This is a genomic window from Roseburia sp. TF10-5 (assembly GCF_003462365.1).
In the GTDB taxonomy this organism is placed as follows: domain Bacteria; phylum Bacillota; class Clostridia; order Lachnospirales; family Lachnospiraceae; genus Roseburia; species Roseburia faecis.
This window is the reverse complement of sequence record NZ_QTYW01000007.1, coordinates 38,197-58,878: the sequence shown is the minus strand read 5'-3', so window position 1 is coordinate 58,878 and position 20,682 is coordinate 38,197. Positions and strand designations below refer to the sequence as shown.

Here is a 20,682-nt window from a genome sequence, read left to right as displayed (position 1 = left end):
AGCCGGGATGGCGAAACAACCGAAGAAGTTAATAGCCAACAATAAAAAAGTCTATCACGATTATTTTCTTGAAGAGACTTTTGAAGCCGGTATCGCTCTTGCTGGAACCGAAGTAAAGTCCATGCGCATGGGCAAGTGCAGCATCAAGGAATCCTTTATCCATATTGAAAATGGGGAGGTGATCCTCTATGGTATGCATATCAGCCCATATGAGAAGGGAAATATTTTCAACAAAGATCCGCTCCGGCCGCGCAAGCTTCTGATGCACAAGAAAGAGATTCAGAAGATGGTCGGTAAGATCGCGCAGAAAGGATACACGATTGTTCCAGTGGAAGTATACTTCAAAGGAAGTCTTGTAAAAGTGCAGGTTGCTCTGGCAAAAGGAAAGAAGCTTTACGATAAGCGTCAGGACATTGCCAAAAAAGACCAGCGGCGGGAAGCCGAACGGGATTTCAAAGTGCGGAATCTTGGATAGGTGTTTCGCAAAAAACAGGCGGGAGGCAAGAGTTATATTTTTGCTCCGCAAAAACATAACAGGGGCTAGTAATGGTTTCGACAGGGATCATGCAGCTGGAGAAGCGAGTCGTACGGGATACGTTAAATTCCACAATTAAAATTAAACGCTGAAGATAATTTAGCATACGCTGCCTAATGGCAGCAGTCTGACCTAGGGCACTCACACTTTAGGATCCAGGCTTCGACTCTGTGAGAAACGACGCAGGCTAAGCTTTGCACCTGTGGGCGTATCATGAAGCTACTAAAACCACAAGGATGTTTGTTTTCGTGTGGTGGAGGGAATGTCAAAGAATAAACTACACTCGTAGAAGGACAGGGAATTGGTTTTTGGACACGGGTTCGACTCCCGTCTAGTCCACTAAAAAGGTGCTTAAATAAGCACCTTTTTATTTTAATAATTCCGTGATATTGATTACAAGATTATCATAAATACATACTTGTATATCATCATCAAAACGGTATTGATCTGACTTTTCTGGTGAATCCGGTTTGGCGGTGCCAAATGAAATTATAGCATAATATTGTGAGTGTTATTTTAGTGGAAAAATTACGAAAAAAGTGATAGCATGATAGCATAGAAAATAACCAAAGATGAAGGAGAAGAAATGTTTCGACTGGTAGCAGATATTACAGAATTAAATATTGATCAGGTAAAGCTTCCGAAGATTCCGGGACTGGGTATGCTTATGAAGCTTCCAAATAAACAAAAAATTTCCATGATTGTCAGTGTTTTGAATGCGCAGAAAGGTCAGTTCCTTCCAAAATGGCAGGAGGCAGTGAATCAGAAGTGGGGGCAGTTGCAGCTTTTGGATTATCAGGTGGAACAGCCGGGGGACGGAAGCTGTCTGGCGCGCATCCGGATTGATGTGGGAAATGCGGATTACGATAAAGCGATTGATTCGGTCATTCCGCATGTGTTTCAGGAAAAGGATGCCCATACGGTGCTCGGCGAGGATTATGCCGGATCTGGAAACCTGCAGGAAGTGATGCAATTTATGCACAATGCACCGACGGCGGCAAAGAAGGAATTTTACATTGTAAAGACATTAAGCGTGGAAAAGGAAACAATTGCAAGAAACTTTGAAAACAGTGCGGCTTCCCAGGGAGCGGTACTTCGAATTGGAAGTCTGCGTTTTTTCCTGAAACAATCCTAAAAAGGCAAAGGAACAAAAGATGTTAGGAAATACAAAAGGTAAAATGATTAATCAGTATGTGCCGGATTATGTACTCTATGATCTTGAGACAACCGGTACTTCGAGTAAATATGACGAGGTTATTGAAATTTCGGCTGTCAAAGTAAAAAACGGCGTTGTTACAGAAGAGTTCAGTCAGCTTGTGAATCCGGGCAGACCGATTCCCAGCGCGGCAAGTGCAGTAAATCATATCACGGATGATATGGTGGCGTTTGCACCAATGTTTGATTCCGTATTGCAGCAATTTCTTGCTTTTATCGGAGATGATGTGCTGGCAGGACATAATATCAATCGTTTTGATATGAAATTTTTGTATCGTGATTGTGAACGGTATTTCGGTCAGACACTAACCAACGATTACATTGACACACTGAAACTGGCACGGCTCTGTCTGCCGGAACTTTCGCATCATCGTCTGGGGGATCTGGCACAATATTACGGGATTTCCACAGCCGGGGCACACCGTGCATTAAACGATTGCCGCATGAACCAGCAGGTTTTTGAAAAGCTGGCAAAGGAGCTGGATGGTACTACCGGGCGGAATATTGAAATAAAAAATTGTCCGGTGTGTGGGCAGCCACTGAAAAAAAGGAACGGAAGGTTCGGAGAGTTTTGGGGATGTATGGGATTTCCGACATGCAGATATACAGAAAATATATGATATATGACGGAAAAACCGTAAGGAGGAGTGTATGAAAACAAGGGAAGAGGCGCTGGCATATGCATTGTCTTTTCCGAAAACCTATCAGGAGGCACCGTTTCATGATAATAACTGGCAGCTTGTGAGGGTAGAAGGAAGCAAAAAGGCGTTTTTATGGACCTATGAGAGGGAAGGATACATTAATTTAAATGTGAAAGCGGATCCGCAGTGGCGTGATTTCTGGAGAAGTACCTATGCATCTGTCATTCCGGGATGGCATCAGAATAAAGATCATTGGAATACCATTATTCTGGATGGTACCGTTCCGGAGCAGGAAATCCAGCGTATGATTGCGGAAAGCTATGATCTGGTTACGGACAGTCCGACCAGACGGATTTATGAAGCGGTTAAAAAGATTCCGCGTGGAAAAGTGGCAACATATGGACAGGTTGCGGAGATGGCCGGAAATAAAAAGATGGCACGCGCCGTGGGAAATGCATTGCATAAAAATCCGGATCCGGAGAAGATTCCCTGTTATCGTGTGGTGAACGCAAAGGGAGAATTAGCTGGAGAATTTGCGTTTGGTGGAGAAGGTGCGCAGGCAAGGCTATTGCAGGCGGATGGAATTGCAGTTGTCGATGGACGTGTTGATTTAAAAATCTATGGTATATAAGTCGTTGTTTTGCTGCGTGTTCCGTTCCTCTTGCAAAAATCAAAAGCCTCAGACCATGCCGTGAATCACCAATTTAGAAAAAATTAAGAAAATTGTTAGCAGACGTGCTTGACGAGTGCTAAAAACAATGCTATAACAAAACTGAAGCAAAGATATAAGTACGTCTTAGTGGAAAATGCTCTGACTGAGATGGAATGACAGGAAGTGCATTTTAGAAAGCAGTTCCTGTTTTTGTGATTGGTGAGGTGATAATTATGGCAGCAAAAAGAGATTTTTACGAAGTTTTGGGAATAGATAAAAATGCAGACGAAGCAACGATTAAAAAGGCATATCGAAAACTTGCCAAAAAATATCATCCGGATATGAATAAAGGAAATCCAAATGCGGAAAAGATTTTTCAGGAAGTAACGGAAGCTTACGAAGTGTTGGGAGATCCGAAGAAGCGGAAATTGTATGATGAGTACGGTCCGATTTCGCTGGAGGCAGGTTTTGATCCGGAGAAGATGAAACAGGCACAGTACGGGAATCCATTTGGAAATGGAGGATTTTATCAGTCGTATTCTTCCGGAGAACCGGGCAGCGGATATCAGGAGTTCCATTTTGATGGTTCTTCCGATATGGATGATATTCTTGACAAATTGTTTGGAAAAAAAGGTGGATTCCACGGAACCGGAGGTTTTGGCGCAAGAAGCGGATTTGGAAGTACCGGAGAATTTGGCAGTGGTTTTGGCGGAGTACATGAGAAAAGAGGGCAAAATATCGAGACGGAAGTACCGATCAGCTTTGAAGAAGCGGTATTTGGCTGTGATAAAAGGTTTACGCTTTCTTCCAGTGACGGAAAGAGCCAGAACTTTGAAGTGCATATTCCGGCAGGCATTGCAAACGGGCAGTCTGTGCGTCTGAAAGGGAAAGGACAGAAAGGGTACAATGGAAAGGACGGAGATCTGCTGATCAAAGTCAAAGTCGGAGAAAAATCTGGTTACGAGCGAAAAGGCCAGGATGTTTATACGACGGTGAAAATTCCGTATACAACAGCTGTGCTCGGAGGAGAGATAAAGATCCATACGTTGTATGGAGATGTTGTCTGTAAGATTAAACCCGGTACACAGTCTGGGGCAAAAATCCGATTGAAAGGAAAGGGCGTAGCAGCCATGAATAATCCGGCAGTTCACGGAGATGAATATGCCCAGGTGCAGATAGAGGTTCCGACACATTTGTCGCAGACTGCAAAAGAAAAATTACAGGAATATGCACGGGCATGCAGCTGAATGCGAAGTTACTGTTCGCAGGGTAACCTGTGAACAGTAACATGTGAGTGAATAGTAACGATGAAATAACAGAAGATCCCTTGACAAGAGGAACTTTCCATGCTTAAATAAATTTAGTTATATGACTGACGGATAAGTGGAAGAACCACGTGGAGTATAACAAGAGATATAAAGGTGACAGATCCAAAGATTGCACCGCAGATAGGGCGATACATCACAGATGTACCGCAGATAAGGCGATGCTTCAGAGAAGCACCGCAGGGGCCGACCGTCTGGGCACCGCACATTGCAGGGAAATACATGAAATATGTATTTGATTGAAATGTGGGTTCCCGGATGTGTCGGTTTTTATTTATTTTAGGCGTATTTGCGAAAGGAGAAACAAATGCAGAAGGTAGCACTCAGTAAAGAATTAGGCGCAACAACATATCCGGGACGTGGTATTGTGATCGGACGTTCTAAGGATGGAAAGAAGGCGGTAACTGCTTATTTTATTATGGGAAGAAGCGCAAACAGCCGTAATCGTGTATTTGTAGAGGATGGCGAAGGTATCCGTACACAGGCATTTGATCCGTCAAAGCTGGAAGATCCGAGCCTGATCATTTACGCACCGGTTCGAGTACTTGGCAACAAGACGATTGTGACAAACGGAGATCAGACCGATACGATTTATGAGCTGATGGATAAGCAGCAGACATTTGAGCAGGCGTTGCGCACCAGAGAATTTGAGCCGGACGCACCAAATTATACTCCACGTATTTCCGGTATCATGCACATTGATAAGGGTGAGTTCAATTATGCGATGTCTATCTTAAAGAGCAACAACGGAAATCCGGATGCATGCAACCGTTACACGTTTGCATACAGCAACCCGGTTGCCGGAGAGGGACATTTTATCCATACTTATATGGGAGACGGAAATCCACTGCCAAGTTTCGAGGGTGAACCAACCTGGGTTGATATTGATGGAGATATCGATACGTTTACGAAAATGGTATGGGAGAATTTAAATGAGGATAATAAAGTTTCCCTGTTTGTACGTTTTATTGACATTGAGACCGGAAACTATGAGTCAAGAATTGTAAACAAGAATAAATAAAAATAAATAAGAGCGGATTGTTGAAAAAGGAGAAAATCATGCAGGAATATGAATTAAAATACGGATGTAACCCAAATCAGAAACCGGCCAGAATCTATATGGCAGATGGCAAAGATCTGCCGATTAAGGTGCTCTGCGGAAGAGCCGGATATATCAATTTTCTGGATGCTTTTAATGGATGGCAGCTGGTAAAGGAATTAAAGAAGGCAACCGGACTTCCGGCAGCAACTTCTTTCAAACATGTTTCCCCGGCTGGTGCAGCGGTAGGACTTCCGCTGTCTGACGTGGAAAAGAAAATTTACTGGGTCGATGATATGGATATTGAGTTTACACCGCTTGCAAATGCTTATATCCGTGCCAGAGGTGCAGACCGTATGTCTTCATTCGGAGATTTTATTTCCCTGTCAGACATCTGTGATGCAGCAACAGCAAAGGTCATCAAGCGCGAGGTTTCCGATGGTGTGATTGCTCCGGGATATACGGAGGAAGCTTTGGAAATTTTAAAGCAGAAAAAGAAGGGCAATTACTGTGTAATCGAGATTGATCCGGCATACGAGCCGGCTCCGATCGAGCATAAGGATGTATTTGGTATCACATTCGAGCAGGGAAGAAATGAACTTCATATCGGAGATGATTTCTTTGACAACATCGTGACAGAAAACAAAGAACTGCCGGAGCAGGCAAAGATTGATCTGGCAATTTCCATGATCACTTTAAAGTATACACAGTCTAACTCTGTATGTTATGTCAAGGGCGGACAGGCAATCGGTATCGGAGCAGGACAGCAGTCCCGTATCCATTGTACCCGTCTGGCTGGTTCGAAGGCAGATAACTGGTGGCTGCGCCAGTCTCCACAGGTTTTAGGACTGCAGTTTGTTGACGGTATCAAGCGTGCGGACCGTGACAATGCCATTGATCTGTACATGGGTGAGGATTATATGGATGTTCTTGCAGATGGTGCATGGGAGAAGATTTTTAAGGTAAAACCGGCGGTATTTACCGCAGAAGAGAAGCGTGCATGGCTGGATAAAAATACCGATGTGGCATTGGGATCGGATGCATTCTTCCCATTTGGCGACAATATTGAGCGCGCACACAAAAGCGGCGTAAAGTATGTGGCAGAGCCGGGCGGATCGGTACGTGATGACAATGTGATCGAGACATGTAATAAATACGGTATGGTTATGAGCTTTACTGGAATCCGTTTATTCCATCACTAATTTCAAAGGGACAGGATACGGACATGCGGAATCTGTTCGTAGGATCATAAACTCTAAAATCTAAACACAAAAACAGCCATTTGGAAATATCCAAATGGCTGTTTTTGTGTTTGGATGATGAAAAATAAATGAATTTGCGCAAAATGTGGGTTCTATATGCATGAAAAATATACTAAAAAATACGAAAAATATTAAAAATTACACAAAACAACCGATTGCGCAAATAAAAAAGAATATGCTTGGAATTGTGAAAAGTGTGCAAAAAAGAAAGCGAAATATATCAAAATTATACATTGACACTGTGGGACTCTCTTGTTATACTAGAACCATAGAACAACCGATTGCGCAAAAGCGCAGTCCAGAAATAAAATACATCTAGCGGAGGGAGAACGAGATGGACAAATTTATTGTAAACATCATCCATCGCCCGGAGATGGTTCCAGAGTATTCTGCAACCGTGACCGGACAGGGAAAGGAAGAGGATATCGGAGATAAGGCTTTACTTACAGAGTCTCTCGATATTTTCAAGACACAGCAGAGACTGGCACATGAGAATGGCCTGAAAGTTACCATTCAGATGACATATGCTTCTTTGTTTAACGATGAAGCGGTTGAGATCGCAAAACATGATCATGAAGTCTATGGAGACGAAATCGCACTTTCCCTTTTGGGACTGCCTTGCGAAGAGTTCCGTGAGAAATATAAGACAAAAGATTTCTGTATCTGGATGTTTTCCATGGAAGACAAGAAGGCAATCGTTAATGATGTGTTCGAGAAATTCCATGATCGTTTCGGCTTTTACCCGGAGTCAACCGGTTCCTACTATATGGACGCAGAGCTGATCAATTATGTGAAGGAAGCTTACCCGTCTGTGAAGTGTGCGGTAGCTACCTGCTGGGAGGAAGGCCCGAAAGCATATCATACCTGTAACAACTCCTGGTATACACTTTTCGATGGCGGCCCATGGGCACCATGGATTCCATCCAAGCAGAATACACATGCGCCGGCAGCAAATCAGGCAGAGGACAGTGGAATCGTAGCTATCCCACACCTTTCCCGTGACCTGATTGCATGTTATGACGGAAACGGATCAAACTTCGGTACACATCCACAGAACGTGCTTCGCGGTATGATTTATGATACAAAGACCTGGGAGTATCCGTATCTGTATAACCTGATCGATCAGTATCGTGATCTGGAAAAATACAACAATGGATATGCTTACAACATGATGTTCGTCGGACCAGGCTGGATGAACAAGATGGGCCGCTGGGAGGCTCCATATGATCTGCTGTTAAAGTCATACAGTGACGGATGTAAGTATTACGGAGATTTGAAGAAAGAGGGCAAGCTGGTAGATATGACCATGTCCGAGTTCGCAGATCACTACAGAAAGAAGAAAGGCATTACCGACGAGAAACGTTATACAGAGCCGGAATGTGCCCTTTGGAGAGATATTTTATACGGATCTGACAAGCAGCTGTTCTGGTACTGCGATCCGTTTATGAGAGCCTGTGTTAATATGGATCAGGGTGGTGCGATTGTTGACCTTCGTCCATATGTTGCAAAATTAAACTGGCCGGTTGGTATCGGAACACCTCATGTACAGGATGCTTCTTATCCATTCCTGATTCAGGAGAAGTACCGTGCCGGATACTTTACACATTACGCAGGAGAAGGAACAGTCAGAAGTGCAAAGCTCTGCTACAAGGGTGAGGAAGTAGATCTGTGCCTCTGCCCGACACATGCACATTTCTCACAGGAAGGCAATACCAGAATCCTGACACTGGATCCGGTAACCATCGAGTTTAATGGACTGACAGTAAAATTACAGACAAAGGAATATTTTGAGGAAGGTTCTTCTAAGATCAAGATCGAAAGAAATATTCTCGAGATGAGTGATCCTGATGCAGAGGTTACCATTGATGAGTACATGGTAGCATGCTACGGAACCACAGAGTATCCGGAAGATATGACATCTGTCGTATTAAAATGCGAAGGTGCAGATGAAAAGACCATTCACTATGCATACAAGTGCCGCAGTGAAGTCCTAGCAGGAGCAACCGCAGTCAGCGCTGTAGTGCCTCCAATCGACACCAAAGTTTCCCTGACTGCTTCTTCTACAGACGCAGAAGGATACATTGAGGAAGGATATGCATTCTCACCAATGTTTAAACTTGGATATAAGAAGACTATTACAGACAAGGAGGTATTTGCAACATGGCTCAACTTGGAAAAGGCAAATTAAATTACAGATGTCCGTCCTGCTTTATGAGAGACCTCGACATCGATATGTTTTACAATAAAGATACAAAGATTTACAGTTGTATCCGCTGCCAGTACAGAGGTACGGAGGAAGACGTTTTAGCGAAAAATGAGATGGTTCGATTCCGTTATGGGGCAATGCATAAGAGATTCGACAAGTTTGATTTCGACTAAAAAGAACGTGCGGCAGCTGCCGCACGTTTTTAATATCAGGGTATAACTTTCAGGGAGTATAATATGCCTATGGGACGAAAACAAAAAGAAACCGTGGAACTGCGTTTTTATGAAATTCCACAGGGAGAACCGGTACTTGCTTTGTTGGGAGAGGAGTGGAACCGGGTATACGGACATGACAATTTTTATCTGCATTTCCATAACCTTATGGAGATTGGAATTTGCAGAAAAGGGGAAGGGGAGCTTATTATAAATGAACACACGTATACCTACCGGACGAATTCTGTTACCCTGATTCCACCGAATATTCCGCATACAACGATCAGTAATGGAATGACCAGAAATTCCTGGGAATTTTTATATGTGGATGTCAATCATGTCATAGAGGAACTGTATGGTGACCGGATTGCACAAAAAAATGAGGCTATTGAACTGGTACGCAGATCGGCACATTTGCTGCATGGGAGCGAGTGTCCGGAGATTGCAGAGATCGTCAATGCCATCATCCGGGAAGAAAAAAAGCAGAGTCCGTATTATCGTCAGGTGATCACAAGTTATCTGCATGCGCTGGTGTATGAGATGTTTCGTCTGAATGAAGTACAGACACAGACGAGACTTGAGGCGGCAGGAAGCGGAACAATGCGGCAGATCGCAGATGCACTCACGTTTGTCAATGACCATTATCAGGAAGAGGTAAAAGTGTGCACCCTTGCGCAGGTCTGTGGGATGAGTGAGACATCTTTCCGGAAAGTGTTTGAAGAATATGTGCATATGCTGCCGATGGATTATGTGAATCTGGTGCGTGTACAATACGCGTGTGAACAGATGAAGCATGGCAATGATTCGATGGATGAGGTTGCCAGAAAGGCAGGATTTTCCACAACTTCTACCTTTAACCGGAATTTTAAAAAATTTTTTAATACGTCGCCATACCAGTGGAAGATCAATCCACAGCGGTATGAGCGGAAATTACAGAACTTTCATATTAACGCATTAAAGGGATGGTAAACGTTTTCGAAGAAAAGGAGAAAAGATGAGCAGATTTATTAAAGGAATGGACCTTTCCACATTGCTTGAGTTAGAGCGCTGTGGGGCAAAATATTATGACCATGGAAAAGAGCGGGATATTTTAGACATCATGAGAGATTATGATGTGGACACAATCCGTCTGCGTCTGTGGAATGACCCGTATTCCGAAACCGGTGAACCGTACGGTGCCGGATGCAATGATCTGGCAGAGACAATTGCCATCGGAAAGAAAGTATCCGATGCGGGATTCGGCGTATTATTAAATTTTCATTACAGTGATTTCTGGGCAGATCCGGGAAAACAGATTAAGCCAAAGGCATGGAAAGATTTTGACGCGGACCAGCTGGAACAGGCAGTTTATGAGTTTACCGAGGATTCTCTGCGCAAAGTACTGGAAGCCGGTGTCAATGTGACAATGATCCAGGTGGGCAACGAAGTGACCAACGGACTGCTCTGGCCGGAGGGATTAAAGCCGAATTATGACAATATTGCAAGATTTATCGGTTCCGGTATCCGGGCATGCCGTGCCGTTAAGCCGGAGATCCCGCTGATGATTCATCTCGACAATGGTGGAAACAATGAGATGTACCGCGACTGGTTCGATCATTATATGGAGCGTGGGGAAGATTTTGATTATATCGGACTTTCCTATTACCCGTTCTGGCATGGCACCCTGCAGATGCTTGAAGACAACATGAACGATATGGCAGCCCGTTACGGGAAGGAACTGATCGTGGCAGAGGTTTCTATGGGATATACCATGGAAGATTACAAGCAGTATGAGAAACTAAAGGACAGTGAGCGAAAGGGATATGCGACAAAGCCGGAACTTGTGGCAAAGATCGAGTATCCGATGACGGTACAGGGACAGGTAGATTTTACGAAGGACTTCTTAAACCGCGTGGCACATGTGCGTGACAACAAAGGTCTGGGATTTTTTTGGTGGGAGCCTGCATGGATTCCGGTACACGGAAGCGGCTGGGCAACGCCGGCATCCTTAAAGTATATGAATGATCCGGGACCATGTGGCAATGAGTGGGCAAATCAGGCATTGTTTGACTACGATGGAAATGTCCTTCCGGCACTGGAAGTGATTCGTGATTTTAGAAAATAAGATATGTAAAATTGTTGCATGAAGGAATGGGAATGTTGCAAGTTGCGCAAAGCATATTGCAAAGAATTCCCCTTCATGTATAATGGAATTATCAAGAAAACGAACCGTTGCACCAAGCAGCGGATAAACATGTAGAAAGGGAGAGAACAATGATTCAGAATGATGTATTAGCAAAGTTTAAAGAAATCTTTGGCGATGAGGGGGACATCAGAGTATATTTTGCACCGGGACGTGTAAATCTGATCGGTGAGCATACCGATTACAACGGCGGACATGTATTTCCATGTGCACTTACCATTGGAACCTACATGGCAGCGAGAAAGAGAACTGATCGGAAACTGCGTTTTTATTCCATGAACTTCGATGAACTGGGAGTAATCGAAAGTTCGCTGGATGCATTTACTCCGGACCCGGATGGACTGTGGACCAACTATCCGATGGGGGTAATGTGGGCGTTTGAAGGACGTGGCATGAAGTTAGAAACCGGTCTGGATATTGCGTTATTTGGAAATATTCCAAACGGTTCCGGACTTTCTTCTTCCGCATCCTTAGAAGTGGTTACCGGATATATGTTAAAGGATCTGTATGGTTTTGATGTGACCAATCAGGATCTGGCTCTGATCGGACAGTATTCCGAGAACAATTACAATGGCTGCAACTGTGGAATTATGGATCAGTTTGCATCTGCCATGGGTAAAAAGGACAATGCAATTTTCCTTGATACTTCGGATCTTTCTTTTGAATATGCACCAATCGTACTTGACGGGGCAAAAATTGTCGTCACCAACAGTATGGTAAAACACAGCCTGGTTACTTCCGCATACAATGACCGCAGAAATGAGAGTGCACAGGCACTGAAGGATCTGCAGACCGTTGTGGATATCAAAACACTTGGAGATCTGACGGATGAGCAGTTTGAGCAGTACAAGGGAGCCATTAAGGACGAAGTTGCCAGAAAGAGAGGCAAACATGCAGTTTACGAGAATCAGCGTACAATCGCAGCAGTCAGGGCTCTGAAGGAAAACGATATTGAAACATTCGGAAAACTTATGAATGCTTCCCATGTTTCCCTGCGTGACGATTATGAGACCTCCTGTCCGGAAGTGGATGTACTTGTGGATGAAGCATGGAAGATTCCTGGTGTGATCGGTTCCCGTATCACCGGAGGCGGATTCGGTGGATGCACGGTCAGTATCGTAAAGGATGCATCCGTGGACGAATTCAAGGAGAAGCTGACAAAGGCATATGAGGAAAAAGTCGGAAAGACACCGGAATTTTATGTGGTTTCCATCGGAGATGGCCCAAGCCGTCTGATTTAAGAACGTATTACATAGGGTAAATGTGTGCGGAGCTGATTGGAACCGCATTTGCCGACAGGCTTTATAAAAAGGAGTACGAGATGATTCAGGAGAACATTTTAGAGTTAGTAAAATATGGTCTGAGCACCGGACTGGTAGATCCGGAGGACAAAGTATATACCATTAACCGCCTGCTGGAGCTTTTTCAGGTAGACGAAATCGAGGATGCGGTATTTGAAAAGGTGGAAAATCTTCCGGCATGGACACAGGAAGAGGCAGAAGGAAAACTTGAGGGAATCCTTGCAGAAATGATGGATTATGCATATGAGAATGGTCTCATGGCAGAAAACAGTATTGTATACAAAGATTTGTTTGATACAAAAATTATGGGATGTCTGGTACCGGAACCAAGCAGTGTCCGCAAGACGTTCCGTGATCTGTATGAGCATACCTCACCGCTTGCCGCAACGGATTATTTTTACAAATTAAGCTGTGACAGCAATTATATCAGAAGACAGCGTATCAAAAAAGACCGCAAGTGGACAACCGACACCGAGTTTGGAACACTGGATATCACCATCAATCTGTCCAAACCGGAGAAAGATCCAAAAGCCATTGCGGCAGCAAAAAATGCAAAGCAGAGCGCGTATCCGAAGTGCCAGCTCTGTAAGGAAAATGAGGGATATGCAGGACGTGTCAACCATCCGGCACGCCAGAACCACCGCATCATTCCACTGACGATTAACAACAGTGACTGGTTTTTCCAGTATTCTCCATATGTATATTACAATGAGCACTGCATCGTGTTCAATTCCAGGCATACACCAATGAAAATCGAGCGTGCAACGTTTGGAAAACTTCTGGATTTTGTGACACAGTTTCCACATTATTTTGTAGGTTCCAATGCAGACCTGCCGATCGTTGGAGGTTCCATCTTAAGTCATGATCATTTCCAGGGTGGACATTATACATTTGCCATGGCAAAAGCACCGATTGAAAAAGAACTTCAGTTTGAGGGATTTTCCGATGTGAAAGCAGGAATCGTGAAATGGCCGATGTCTGTCATTCGTATCAGCGGACCGGACAAGGAGCGTCTGATTGAACTGGCAGACAAGATTCTCTTAACCTGGAGAGGCTATACCGATGAGGATGCATTCATCTATGCCGAGACAGACGGAGAGCCACACAATACAATCACTCCGATTGCCCGCAGACGTGGGGATGATTTTGAACTGGATCTGGTGCTGCGTAACAATATTACGACCGGGGAACATCCTCTGGGAGTATATCATCCACATGCAAAACTGCATCATATCAAAAAAGAGAACATCGGTCTCATCGAGGTTATGGGACTTGCGGTACTGCCTGCCCGCCTGAAAGATGAGATGGCAGAGCTTGCCGATGCACTGGTAAATGGTACAGACTTACGTGCGACAGAAACACTTGCTTCCCATGCAGAATGGGCAGAAGGTTTCCTTCCGAAGTATGATAAGATCACAAAAGACAATGTGATGGATATTCTGCATGAGGAAATCGGTCTGGTCTTTAATGAAGTATTGCAGGATGCAGGTGTGTACAAGTGTACACCGGAAGGACGTAAGGCATTCGAACGTTTTATTGCAGCTGTTTAATTGCGTTCTCTGGCAGATATAAGTTTTCTCAATGTGACGGAAGAAAGCGTATATTCTCTTTCTACAGAAAAATTTGCAAAGCAGCTCTGGCATTGATTTCAGGTTCTTTGTGTAAGGGTTTTCATTTTATGCAATTATCTTTATTCAGTGAGTGCCAGAGCAAGTTGCAAATTTGTTCTTCCGAAAGAAATATACGCCTTCTTCCTGTTGGTTGGAGAAAAGATAATTTGGAAAATGTGCTGGTATCTATACAAAGAAAATTTGCATAAAAGATACCGTTATGGTATCTATACACTTAAAATGTAACATTTAGATACCACAAAGTCTCTATGGAACAAAAATTGCTTCTTCAGGTACCATTTTTTCAAAAAATCGGTATCTGAAGAAGCAATTTTTCTCTTGCAGGTGACATTCCTTTATTTTAGGCATTGAAAATAAGGAAATGTGTCACCTTAATCACTATTTTTTTATCAATAGATCCCGTCGTATCGAGAAAATTTATATTTATACTTGTTATTTATTGGCAAGCCCCCCGCATAAGTTTCTTCCGGCAATGAAAGAACGCCGGAAGCAGGAAACAATCCGCAAACAGCCATGCCAGCGGACTGGCAAAACATGCAGCCGTAAATCCGAAGATCGGTACAAAGATCAGACCGATCAATGCGCGGGCAATCATCTCAAATACACCGGCAAATACAGCAAAGCCGGAAAAGCCCATTCCCTGGATAAGAAACCGGACGATATTGACCAGTGACAGAAGCATATAAAAGCAGGTGTTGGTGATCAGAAATTGTCTGGCCTGTGCGACAACCTGTGTGATATTGGCACTGTCCGAAGGATCTATAAACAGATAGATCAGTGGACGTGCAAGGAAAATGATGACAACAAGGATCGCTGCGGAGTAAACTGCGGCAAGAATGATGGCGGATTTCATACCACTTGCCAGACGAGCATATTTTCCGGCACCCACGTTTTGTCCGCCGTAAGTTGCCATGGTAGAACCGAGTGCGTCAAATGGGCACACCATAAACATCGAAATACGGCTGCCGGCCGTCATGGCTGCCACGGCGCCTGAACCTAAGGTGTTGACAGCAGTCTGCAGAATGACGCTTCCGATGGCGGTAATGGAATACTGCAGACCCATAGGAAGTCCCATAATCAGAAGATTTCTTACATAGGAAGCATCCAGTACCCAGTCGGAGCGCTTCAGGTGCAGAATGTCAAATTTCCGGATGATCACGAAAAGACACAGCACACCGGAAACCGCCTGCGATAAAACGGTAGCAAATGCGGCACCAAAAACTCCCCAGTGCAGACAGATGATAAAGAACAGATCCAGTCCGATATTTAAGACAGCCGCAACGATCAGAAAAATGACCGGCGTGATGGAGTCCCCCAGAGAACGCAGGTAGGAGGAGAGTATATTATAAAGGATGGTGGCTGGTATGCCGGCAAAAATAACAACAATATAATTGTAGGACAGGTCGATAATATCGGAAGGTGTCTGCATCAGCACCAGAATCTGCCGACAGAAAATGACGGTCAGTGCCGTGAGAACACCGCCGATGAGAACCGACAGAATGGCGGAATTACCGACATATTTGCGCACGCCGTCATAGTCGCGCGCACCGAACCGCTGGGCAACCGGCAGACCGAAACCGTTGCAGATTCCCTGACAGAATCCTATGATCAGAAAATTGATACTTCCGGTTGCCCCAACTGCAGCAAGTGCCGTCACGCCGAGATAGCGGCCGACGATGATGGTGTCCATGAGACTGTAAAATTGTTGAAACAGCATACCGAACAGAAGCGGTACGGCGAAACCGAGAATCAGTTTCATAGGGGAACCGCTGGTCAATTCTTTTGTTGTACTTCTTGCCATAATGATTTACTCCTTTTATATTTTAAACAAAACTGCAAATGCTAGGATATTTTATCACGATTGTGTAAAACTGCAAGAGGAAAAAATGCTGAAATTTCATTTTTTTTGCGTTTTTTTTGCCGCGTCAATTCTTTACATTTGAGGAAGAATGCGGTAGAGTGGTAAGTGACTGTAATATTGTACATATAAAGGAGATTAAAGTTGAAAAACTGGGAAAAAAATATACGTAAGGTTGTTCCCTATACACCGGGAGAGCAGCCAAAGAAATCACAGATCATCAAGTTAAATACCAATGAAAATCCATATCCGCCGGCACCGGGGGTAAAGGAAGCACTGGAACATTTTCATACGGATGATCTGCGGCTGTATCCGGATCCGGTTGTGACAGATCTGGTGGATGGGATTGCACAATTCTATCAGGTAGATCCTTCACAGGTCTTTGTCGGTGTCGGATCGGATGATGTGCTTGCAATGCTGTTTATGACCTTCTTTAATTCAAAGAAGCCGATTCTGTTTCCGGATATTACCTATTCCTTTTATGACGTGTGGGCAGAAATGCTTCGCATTCCGTATACACAGATTCCGCTGGATGATGCATTCCGCCTGAATCCGGTAGATTATAAATGTGAAAATGGTGGAATCGTATTCCCAAACCCGAATGCACCGACCGGGGAACTTCTTCCGGTATCTGCCATTGAGGAGATCGTTCAGGCAAATCCGGATGTGATTGTGATCGTGGATGAGGCATATATTGACTTTGGAGGAGAGAGTGCCCTGCCTCTGATTGATAAATACGATAATGTAATTGTGGTACAGACATTTTCCAAGTCACGTTCTCTGGCGGGGTCGAGGATTGGCTTTGCCATCAGTAATCCGACACTGATTAAATATTTAAATGATGTGAAGTATTCCTTCAATTCATACACGATGGATCGTATCACCATTGCGTTGGGAACGGCATCTATCCGTGACCGGGCATATTTTGAGCAGACGACAGAGAAAATCATAAAGACAAGAGAGTGGACCAAAGAGCAGCTTCGGGCACTCGGGTTCGTATTTGGTGATTCCAAAAGCAACTTTATTTTTGCCATGCATCCGGATGTTTCCGGTGTGGAACTGTTTGAAGCACTGAAGAAAAACGATATTTATGTGCGGCATTTTGGCAAGCCGGCACGGATCAACGAATATCTGCGTATCACAATCGGTACGGATGAGCAGATGCATAAACTGATCGATTTTCTGAAAAAATATTTAAATAAATAAAGCGAGGATTTTTTATGTTGACAAAATACTTGTGGGTATTTTTTGTTTCCATGGTACCACTGGTGGAACTGCGCGGTTCCATTATTATTTCGCAGGGACTGCAGCTGCCGGTACTTTCTTCTTATATTGTGGCAATTATCGGAAATATGCTGCCGGTGCCGGTGATTTATCTGTTTGCACGGAAAGTTCTGGTATGGGGAGCGGATAAACCGGTGATTGGAAAGTTTTTTTCCTGGTGTCTGGAGAAGGGAGAAAAGGGTGGAAAGAAATTACAGGAAAAAGCAGGCCGGGGGCTGTTTATCGCACTGCTCCTGTTTGTAGGAATTCCGCTTCCGGGAACCGGTGCATGGACAGGAACACTGGCGGCTAGTATTCTGGACATGGATTTTAAATCGACAATTATCGCCGTCATGCTCGGGGTTCTGCTGGCAGGAATTATTATGATGGTGCTCAGTGTGGCAGGATTCGGCATGTTTTTGAAATAACCAAGGAAGTAATTAATCAATGAAAGACAAGAAAAAAACCAAGACGATTCCGCGTCAGGTGCGCTGGGATAAGCTTGATAATACAGCACATCTTTTCCCGTCCATTGCGGGGGAGAGTATGACAAACGTGTACCGGATCAGTGTGACCTTAAAAGAAGAGGTTCAGGTGGAATTTCTGCAGCAGGCGCTGGACATGATTCTGCCGAAATTCGATGGGTTTAATCTTCGGATGCGCACAGGCGTATTCTGGTATTATTTTGAAGAGAACGGAAAAAAGGCACCGAAAGTCACGGAAGAGGCGATGTTTCCATGCCGGTTTATCCGGCAGAACAAAAACCGCAATTATCTGTTCCGTGTGACCTATTATAAGTCAAGAATCAATCTGGAAGTGTTTCATGTACTGACCGATGGCATGGGAGGCATTAATTTCCTCCGGGAGCTGACGTATCAGTATCTGCGTCTGGTGCATCCGGAACTGGCAGAAAAAGAAGGAAATAAACTGAGCGGAGATACCTCTCTCAGCAGGGAGGACAGCTTTGTCCGCAATTACCGCAGCAGCAAGCCAAGCGGATTTAATAAAGAAAAAGCATATCTGATCAAAGAAGATAAACTTCCGGCCGGAGAATTTGGTGTCATGCATGGGCGGATGCCGGTCTCACAGCTGAAAAAGGTAGCACATGGCTATCATGCATCTTTGAATGAATATTTTATTGCAGTCTTTGTATGGAGTGTGTATAAAGAACTGTTACACGGGATGCCGGGAGGAAAACCGATCCGAATCGCAGTGCCGGTCAATCTGCGGCCGTATTTTGATTCGGATACGACAAAAAACTTTTTTGTTATGGTATCTGCAGAATTCCGTCCACAGAAAGAGTCCTACACGTTTGAGGAAGTACTTGCATGCATACAAAGCAGCCTGCACTCCCAGATCAATAAGGAACATTTAGAGGATCTGTTTTCTTACAGTGTATCCAATCAGAGGAACCTGCTTATGCGTCCGGTGCCGTTATTTTTGAAAAATATTGCCATGCGTATCGTATATGAAAAATCCGCAGTGGCAAATACGACAACGATCACAAACATCGGTAATATCAAGATCAAAGATATTTACCAGCCCTATATAGAAGGTTTTTCGGCTTTTATAGCCATGTCAAAAGGGCAGTATCTGAAAGGAACGATCTGTTCTTACCAGGATACGCTGGTATTTACATTCAGTTCCATCTTTTCCGAGGCTCTGGTACAGAAGGCATTTTTCCGCAAGATTGCGGCGGATGGTGTGGATGTGGAGATTGAGACGAACGGAGTATATTATGAATAAATGCAAAAAATGTAATGTTGTCATATTGGACGATACGGACCGCTGTCCGCTCTGTAAACATGTGCTGGAGTCGGACGGGATACCGGGAGAGAGCCGGTATCCGGATGCCATTGCAACGGCGCGTAAATTCCGGTTTGTGGAGAATCTGGTACTGTTTATCTCCATTGTGGCGGAGTGTCTGCTGATTGCCATCAATTTCCAGGTGGACAGGGAAGTGGCATGGAGCCTTGTAATTGGTATCATTCTTTTATATGGAAATGTGGTGCTTCGCATGGCAATTCTGGGAAAATCCGGATATCTGGCCAAAACCGTCTGTCTGGTACTTCTTGCCATTGTAATGCTTCTTGGAATTGATTATCTGACCGGATACCGGCGCTGGTCGTTAGACTATGTGCTTCCGGGGGGAATCATTGCCATTGATCTGGCGTTGTTTATCCTGATTCTGATAAACCGGAGAAACTGGCAGAGTTATATGATGTCGGAACTGCTGACGATATTGCTGAGCATTGTGCCGGTGGTATTGCTGCAGATGAGAATCATTCATTTTCCATATCTGGCATGGGGGTCCCTCGGGGTATCGGTATTTTTATTCCTTGGAACACTGATTCTTGGTGATCAGCGTGCACGAACCGAACTGAAACGGAGATTTCATATATGATAGAAAGCGAAGCGAGTGTAAAAGGACGTGTGGTGGCAGAAATGCTGTCACATTTTACCAATGATTTGAAAATCGGAAAAAAAATAAAGAGCGGAGAGCTGCGCAAGCGGATGATAGAGCCGCCATGGATTCCACCGGCAATGTTTAACCTGACAGGAATCAATATGGATCATTTTACGATGAAACTTTTGTCGTTAAAGGAAAATCCAAACACGGATTACGTGATTCTGCAGTTACACGGCGGTGGTTATACGGGAGCTGTGCGCAATGCGTATTATGTGTTTGCAGGATTATATAACGAGCTGAGCCATGGATGCAATGTGCTTACTCCGGATTATCGTGTGGCTCCGGAGAATCCATATCCGGCGGCACTTGAAGATGCATTGGCATCATACCGCTGGCTGCTTTCCAAGGGATATTATGGAGAACAGATTATCCTTGCCGGAGATTCGGCAGGCGGTGGACTGGCGATGGCACTCTGTATGTATCTGCGGGATCATAATATGCCGGTACCGGGAGGAATCATAGCCATGTCTCCGTGGACGGATCTGACGGCCAGCGGGGAGTCTTATGAGACCAATTATGAGAAAGATCCACTGTTTGGAAATACGAAGGAGAGTCTGATTTACCAGAATGATTATCCGGGGGAACATGACCGGATGGACCCGTATATTTCTCCGCTGTTTGGGGATTTCCGGGGATTTCCGCCAATGCTCATACAGGTTGGATCGATTGAGATGCTTCTGAGTGATTCGGTTTCGGTAGCGGCAAAGGCAAGGGAGCAGGGGGTAAAAGTGCGCCTGTCTGTTTATGAAGGGATGTTTCATGTGTTCCAGATGGCATATCTGAATATTCCAGAATCAAAGAAGGCATGGGCAGAAGCCGGCAAATTCATTGATGTGCTGCGCACGGACAGCAGACTGTAAAAATTATTACAAAAATGGCGCGGAATTTTT

General features: G+C 44.4%; 20 protein-coding genes and 1 other RNA gene. 20 read left to right on the top strand and 1 reads right to left on the bottom strand.

Annotation, left to right across the window (positions count from 1 at the left end; translation table 11 throughout):
- The first annotated feature begins 7 nt into the window (after nt 1-7).
- The 15 genes from smpB (at nt 8) to galT (ending at nt 14,120) form a co-directional block, all read left to right on the top strand.
- Nucleotides 8-475, top strand: coding sequence for an SsrA-binding protein SmpB (gene smpB / locus DXD06_RS08760; protein ID WP_022045970.1), 468 nt, complete (start codon nt 8-10; stop codon nt 473-475).
- A gap of 62 nt (nt 476-537) precedes the next feature.
- Nucleotides 538-877: a transfer-messenger RNA gene (gene ssrA / locus DXD06_RS08755) on the top strand.
- Between the two features lie 244 nt (nt 878-1,121).
- Nucleotides 1,122-1,670, top strand: a complete 549-nt coding sequence (locus DXD06_RS08745; RefSeq protein WP_117831375.1) for a hypothetical protein — start codon at nt 1,122-1,124, stop codon at nt 1,668-1,670.
- Nucleotides 1,671-1,689: 19 nt separating this feature from the next.
- A complete protein-coding gene (locus tag DXD06_RS08740; protein WP_117831374.1) occupies nt 1,690-2,370 on the top strand; it encodes a 3'-5' exonuclease in 681 nt (226 codons plus the stop codon).
- A 31-nt stretch (nt 2,371-2,401) separates the two neighbouring features.
- Nucleotides 2,402-3,022 (top strand): methylated-DNA--[protein]-cysteine S-methyltransferase, encoded by a 621-nt coding sequence (locus DXD06_RS08735; protein WP_117831373.1) that lies wholly within the window; start codon nt 2,402-2,404, stop codon nt 3,020-3,022.
- 254 nt (nt 3,023-3,276) lie between these two features.
- A complete protein-coding gene (locus tag DXD06_RS08730) occupies nt 3,277-4,290 on the top strand; it encodes a DnaJ C-terminal domain-containing protein (protein ID WP_022045974.1) in 1,014 nt (337 codons plus the stop codon).
- Nucleotides 4,291-4,464: 174 nt separating this feature from the next.
- Nucleotides 4,465-4,611: a hypothetical protein gene (locus DXD06_RS18120; protein ID WP_155177269.1), complete on the top strand. Its 147-nt coding sequence runs from the start codon at nt 4,465-4,467 to the stop codon at nt 4,609-4,611.
- A 64-nt stretch (nt 4,612-4,675) separates the two neighbouring features.
- Complete coding sequence (locus DXD06_RS08725) at nt 4,676-5,389, top strand: IMP cyclohydrolase (protein WP_022045975.1); 714 nt, start codon at nt 4,676-4,678, stop codon at nt 5,387-5,389.
- Nucleotides 5,390-5,427: 38 nt separating this feature from the next.
- Nucleotides 5,428-6,609: a phosphoribosylaminoimidazolecarboxamide formyltransferase gene (locus tag DXD06_RS08720; RefSeq protein WP_055068600.1), complete on the top strand. Its 1,182-nt coding sequence runs from the start codon at nt 5,428-5,430 to the stop codon at nt 6,607-6,609.
- A 394-nt stretch (nt 6,610-7,003) separates the two neighbouring features.
- Nucleotides 7,004-8,857 (top strand): hypothetical protein, encoded by a 1,854-nt coding sequence (locus DXD06_RS08710; protein ID WP_055068598.1) that lies wholly within the window; start codon nt 7,004-7,006, stop codon nt 8,855-8,857.
- Nucleotides 8,830-9,048 carry a hypothetical protein gene (locus DXD06_RS08705; RefSeq protein WP_022045978.1) on the top strand — a complete coding sequence of 73 codons (219 nt, stop codon included), beginning with the start codon at nt 8,830-8,832 and terminating at the stop codon, nt 9,046-9,048. Before DXD06_RS08710 ends, DXD06_RS08705 begins: the two co-directional genes overlap by 28 nt.
- Before the next feature lie 69 nt (nt 9,049-9,117).
- On the top strand, nt 9,118-10,056 hold the full coding sequence (locus DXD06_RS08700) for an AraC family transcriptional regulator (protein ID WP_117831372.1): 939 nt from the start codon (nt 9,118-9,120) through the stop codon (nt 10,054-10,056).
- Nucleotides 10,057-10,081: 25 nt separating this feature from the next.
- Nucleotides 10,082-11,191, top strand: a complete 1,110-nt coding sequence (locus tag DXD06_RS08695; RefSeq protein WP_117831371.1) for a glycoside hydrolase family 53 protein — start codon at nt 10,082-10,084, stop codon at nt 11,189-11,191.
- A 149-nt stretch (nt 11,192-11,340) separates the two neighbouring features.
- Nucleotides 11,341-12,510, top strand: coding sequence for a galactokinase (locus DXD06_RS08690; protein ID WP_117831370.1), 1,170 nt, complete (start codon nt 11,341-11,343; stop codon nt 12,508-12,510).
- A gap of 80 nt (nt 12,511-12,590) precedes the next feature.
- Nucleotides 12,591-14,120 (top strand): UDP-glucose--hexose-1-phosphate uridylyltransferase, encoded by a 1,530-nt coding sequence (galT, locus tag DXD06_RS08685; protein WP_117831437.1) that lies wholly within the window; start codon nt 12,591-12,593, stop codon nt 14,118-14,120.
- 517 nt (nt 14,121-14,637) lie between these two features.
- Here the strand turns inward: galT and DXD06_RS08680 are convergent.
- Nucleotides 14,638-16,002: an MATE family efflux transporter gene (locus DXD06_RS08680; RefSeq protein ID WP_117831369.1), complete on the bottom strand. Its 1,365-nt coding sequence runs from the start codon at nt 16,000-16,002 to the stop codon at nt 14,638-14,640.
- A 201-nt stretch (nt 16,003-16,203) separates the two neighbouring features.
- Between DXD06_RS08680 and hisC the strand changes: the two genes are divergently transcribed.
- Genes hisC through DXD06_RS08655 form a run of 5 tightly spaced genes read left to right on the top strand, consistent with a single transcriptional unit; the run spans nt 16,204 to nt 20,652 of the window.
- Entirely contained in the window at nt 16,204-17,265 is a 1,062-nt protein-coding gene (hisC, locus tag DXD06_RS08675) for a histidinol-phosphate transaminase (protein WP_117831368.1), read from the top strand.
- Nucleotides 17,266-17,279: 14 nt separating this feature from the next.
- Nucleotides 17,280-17,750, top strand: a complete 471-nt coding sequence (locus tag DXD06_RS08670; protein WP_055263154.1) for a COG2426 family protein — start codon at nt 17,280-17,282, stop codon at nt 17,748-17,750.
- A 19-nt stretch (nt 17,751-17,769) separates the two neighbouring features.
- On the top strand, nt 17,770-19,068 hold the full coding sequence (locus DXD06_RS08665) for a hypothetical protein (protein WP_117831367.1): 1,299 nt from the start codon (nt 17,770-17,772) through the stop codon (nt 19,066-19,068).
- Nucleotides 19,061-19,726 (top strand): DUF6320 domain-containing protein, encoded by a 666-nt coding sequence (locus DXD06_RS08660; protein WP_117831366.1) that lies wholly within the window; start codon nt 19,061-19,063, stop codon nt 19,724-19,726. Before DXD06_RS08665 ends, DXD06_RS08660 begins: the two co-directional genes overlap by 8 nt.
- Complete coding sequence (locus tag DXD06_RS08655) at nt 19,723-20,652, top strand: alpha/beta hydrolase (RefSeq protein WP_022045988.1); 930 nt, start codon at nt 19,723-19,725, stop codon at nt 20,650-20,652. Before DXD06_RS08660 ends, DXD06_RS08655 begins: the two co-directional genes overlap by 4 nt.
- The last annotated feature ends 30 nt before the right edge of the window (nt 20,653-20,682 follow it).

What these genes read in the sequence shown, in the direction of transcription:
- DXD06_RS08665 (WP_117831367.1), top strand. Translation starts at nt 17,770, where the DNA reads ATGAAAGACAAGAAAAAAACCAAGACGATTCCGCGTCAGGTGCGCTGG.
- DXD06_RS08670 (WP_055263154.1), top strand. Translation starts at nt 17,280, where the DNA reads ATGTTGACAAAATACTTGTGGGTATTTTTTGTTTCCATGGTACCACTG.
- DXD06_RS08700 (WP_117831372.1), top strand. Translation starts at nt 9,118, where the DNA reads ATGGGACGAAAACAAAAAGAAACCGTGGAACTGCGTTTTTATGAAATT.
- DXD06_RS08745 (WP_117831375.1), top strand. Translation starts at nt 1,122, where the DNA reads ATGTTTCGACTGGTAGCAGATATTACAGAATTAAATATTGATCAGGTA.
- DXD06_RS08710 (WP_055068598.1), top strand. Translation starts at nt 7,004, where the DNA reads ATGGACAAATTTATTGTAAACATCATCCATCGCCCGGAGATGGTTCCA.
- DXD06_RS08660 (WP_117831366.1), top strand. Translation starts at nt 19,061, where the DNA reads ATGAATAAATGCAAAAAATGTAATGTTGTCATATTGGACGATACGGAC.
- DXD06_RS08680 (WP_117831369.1), bottom strand. Translation starts at nt 16,002, where the DNA reads ATGGCAAGAAGTACAACAAAAGAATTGACCAGCGGTTCCCCTATGAAA.
- smpB (WP_022045970.1), top strand. Translation starts at nt 8, where the DNA reads ATGGCGAAACAACCGAAGAAGTTAATAGCCAACAATAAAAAAGTCTAT.
- galT (WP_117831437.1), top strand. Translation starts at nt 12,591, where the DNA reads ATGATTCAGGAGAACATTTTAGAGTTAGTAAAATATGGTCTGAGCACC.
- DXD06_RS08690 (WP_117831370.1), top strand. Translation starts at nt 11,341, where the DNA reads ATGATTCAGAATGATGTATTAGCAAAGTTTAAAGAAATCTTTGGCGAT.
- DXD06_RS08655 (WP_022045988.1), top strand. Translation starts at nt 19,723, where the DNA reads ATGATAGAAAGCGAAGCGAGTGTAAAAGGACGTGTGGTGGCAGAAATG.
- DXD06_RS08705 (WP_022045978.1), top strand. Translation starts at nt 8,830, where the DNA reads ATGGCTCAACTTGGAAAAGGCAAATTAAATTACAGATGTCCGTCCTGC.
- DXD06_RS08740 (WP_117831374.1), top strand. Translation starts at nt 1,690, where the DNA reads ATGTTAGGAAATACAAAAGGTAAAATGATTAATCAGTATGTGCCGGAT.
- DXD06_RS08725 (WP_022045975.1), top strand. Translation starts at nt 4,676, where the DNA reads ATGCAGAAGGTAGCACTCAGTAAAGAATTAGGCGCAACAACATATCCG.
- DXD06_RS08720 (WP_055068600.1), top strand. Translation starts at nt 5,428, where the DNA reads ATGCAGGAATATGAATTAAAATACGGATGTAACCCAAATCAGAAACCG.
- DXD06_RS08730 (WP_022045974.1), top strand. Translation starts at nt 3,277, where the DNA reads ATGGCAGCAAAAAGAGATTTTTACGAAGTTTTGGGAATAGATAAAAAT.
- DXD06_RS08735 (WP_117831373.1), top strand. Translation starts at nt 2,402, where the DNA reads ATGAAAACAAGGGAAGAGGCGCTGGCATATGCATTGTCTTTTCCGAAA.
- DXD06_RS08695 (WP_117831371.1), top strand. Translation starts at nt 10,082, where the DNA reads ATGAGCAGATTTATTAAAGGAATGGACCTTTCCACATTGCTTGAGTTA.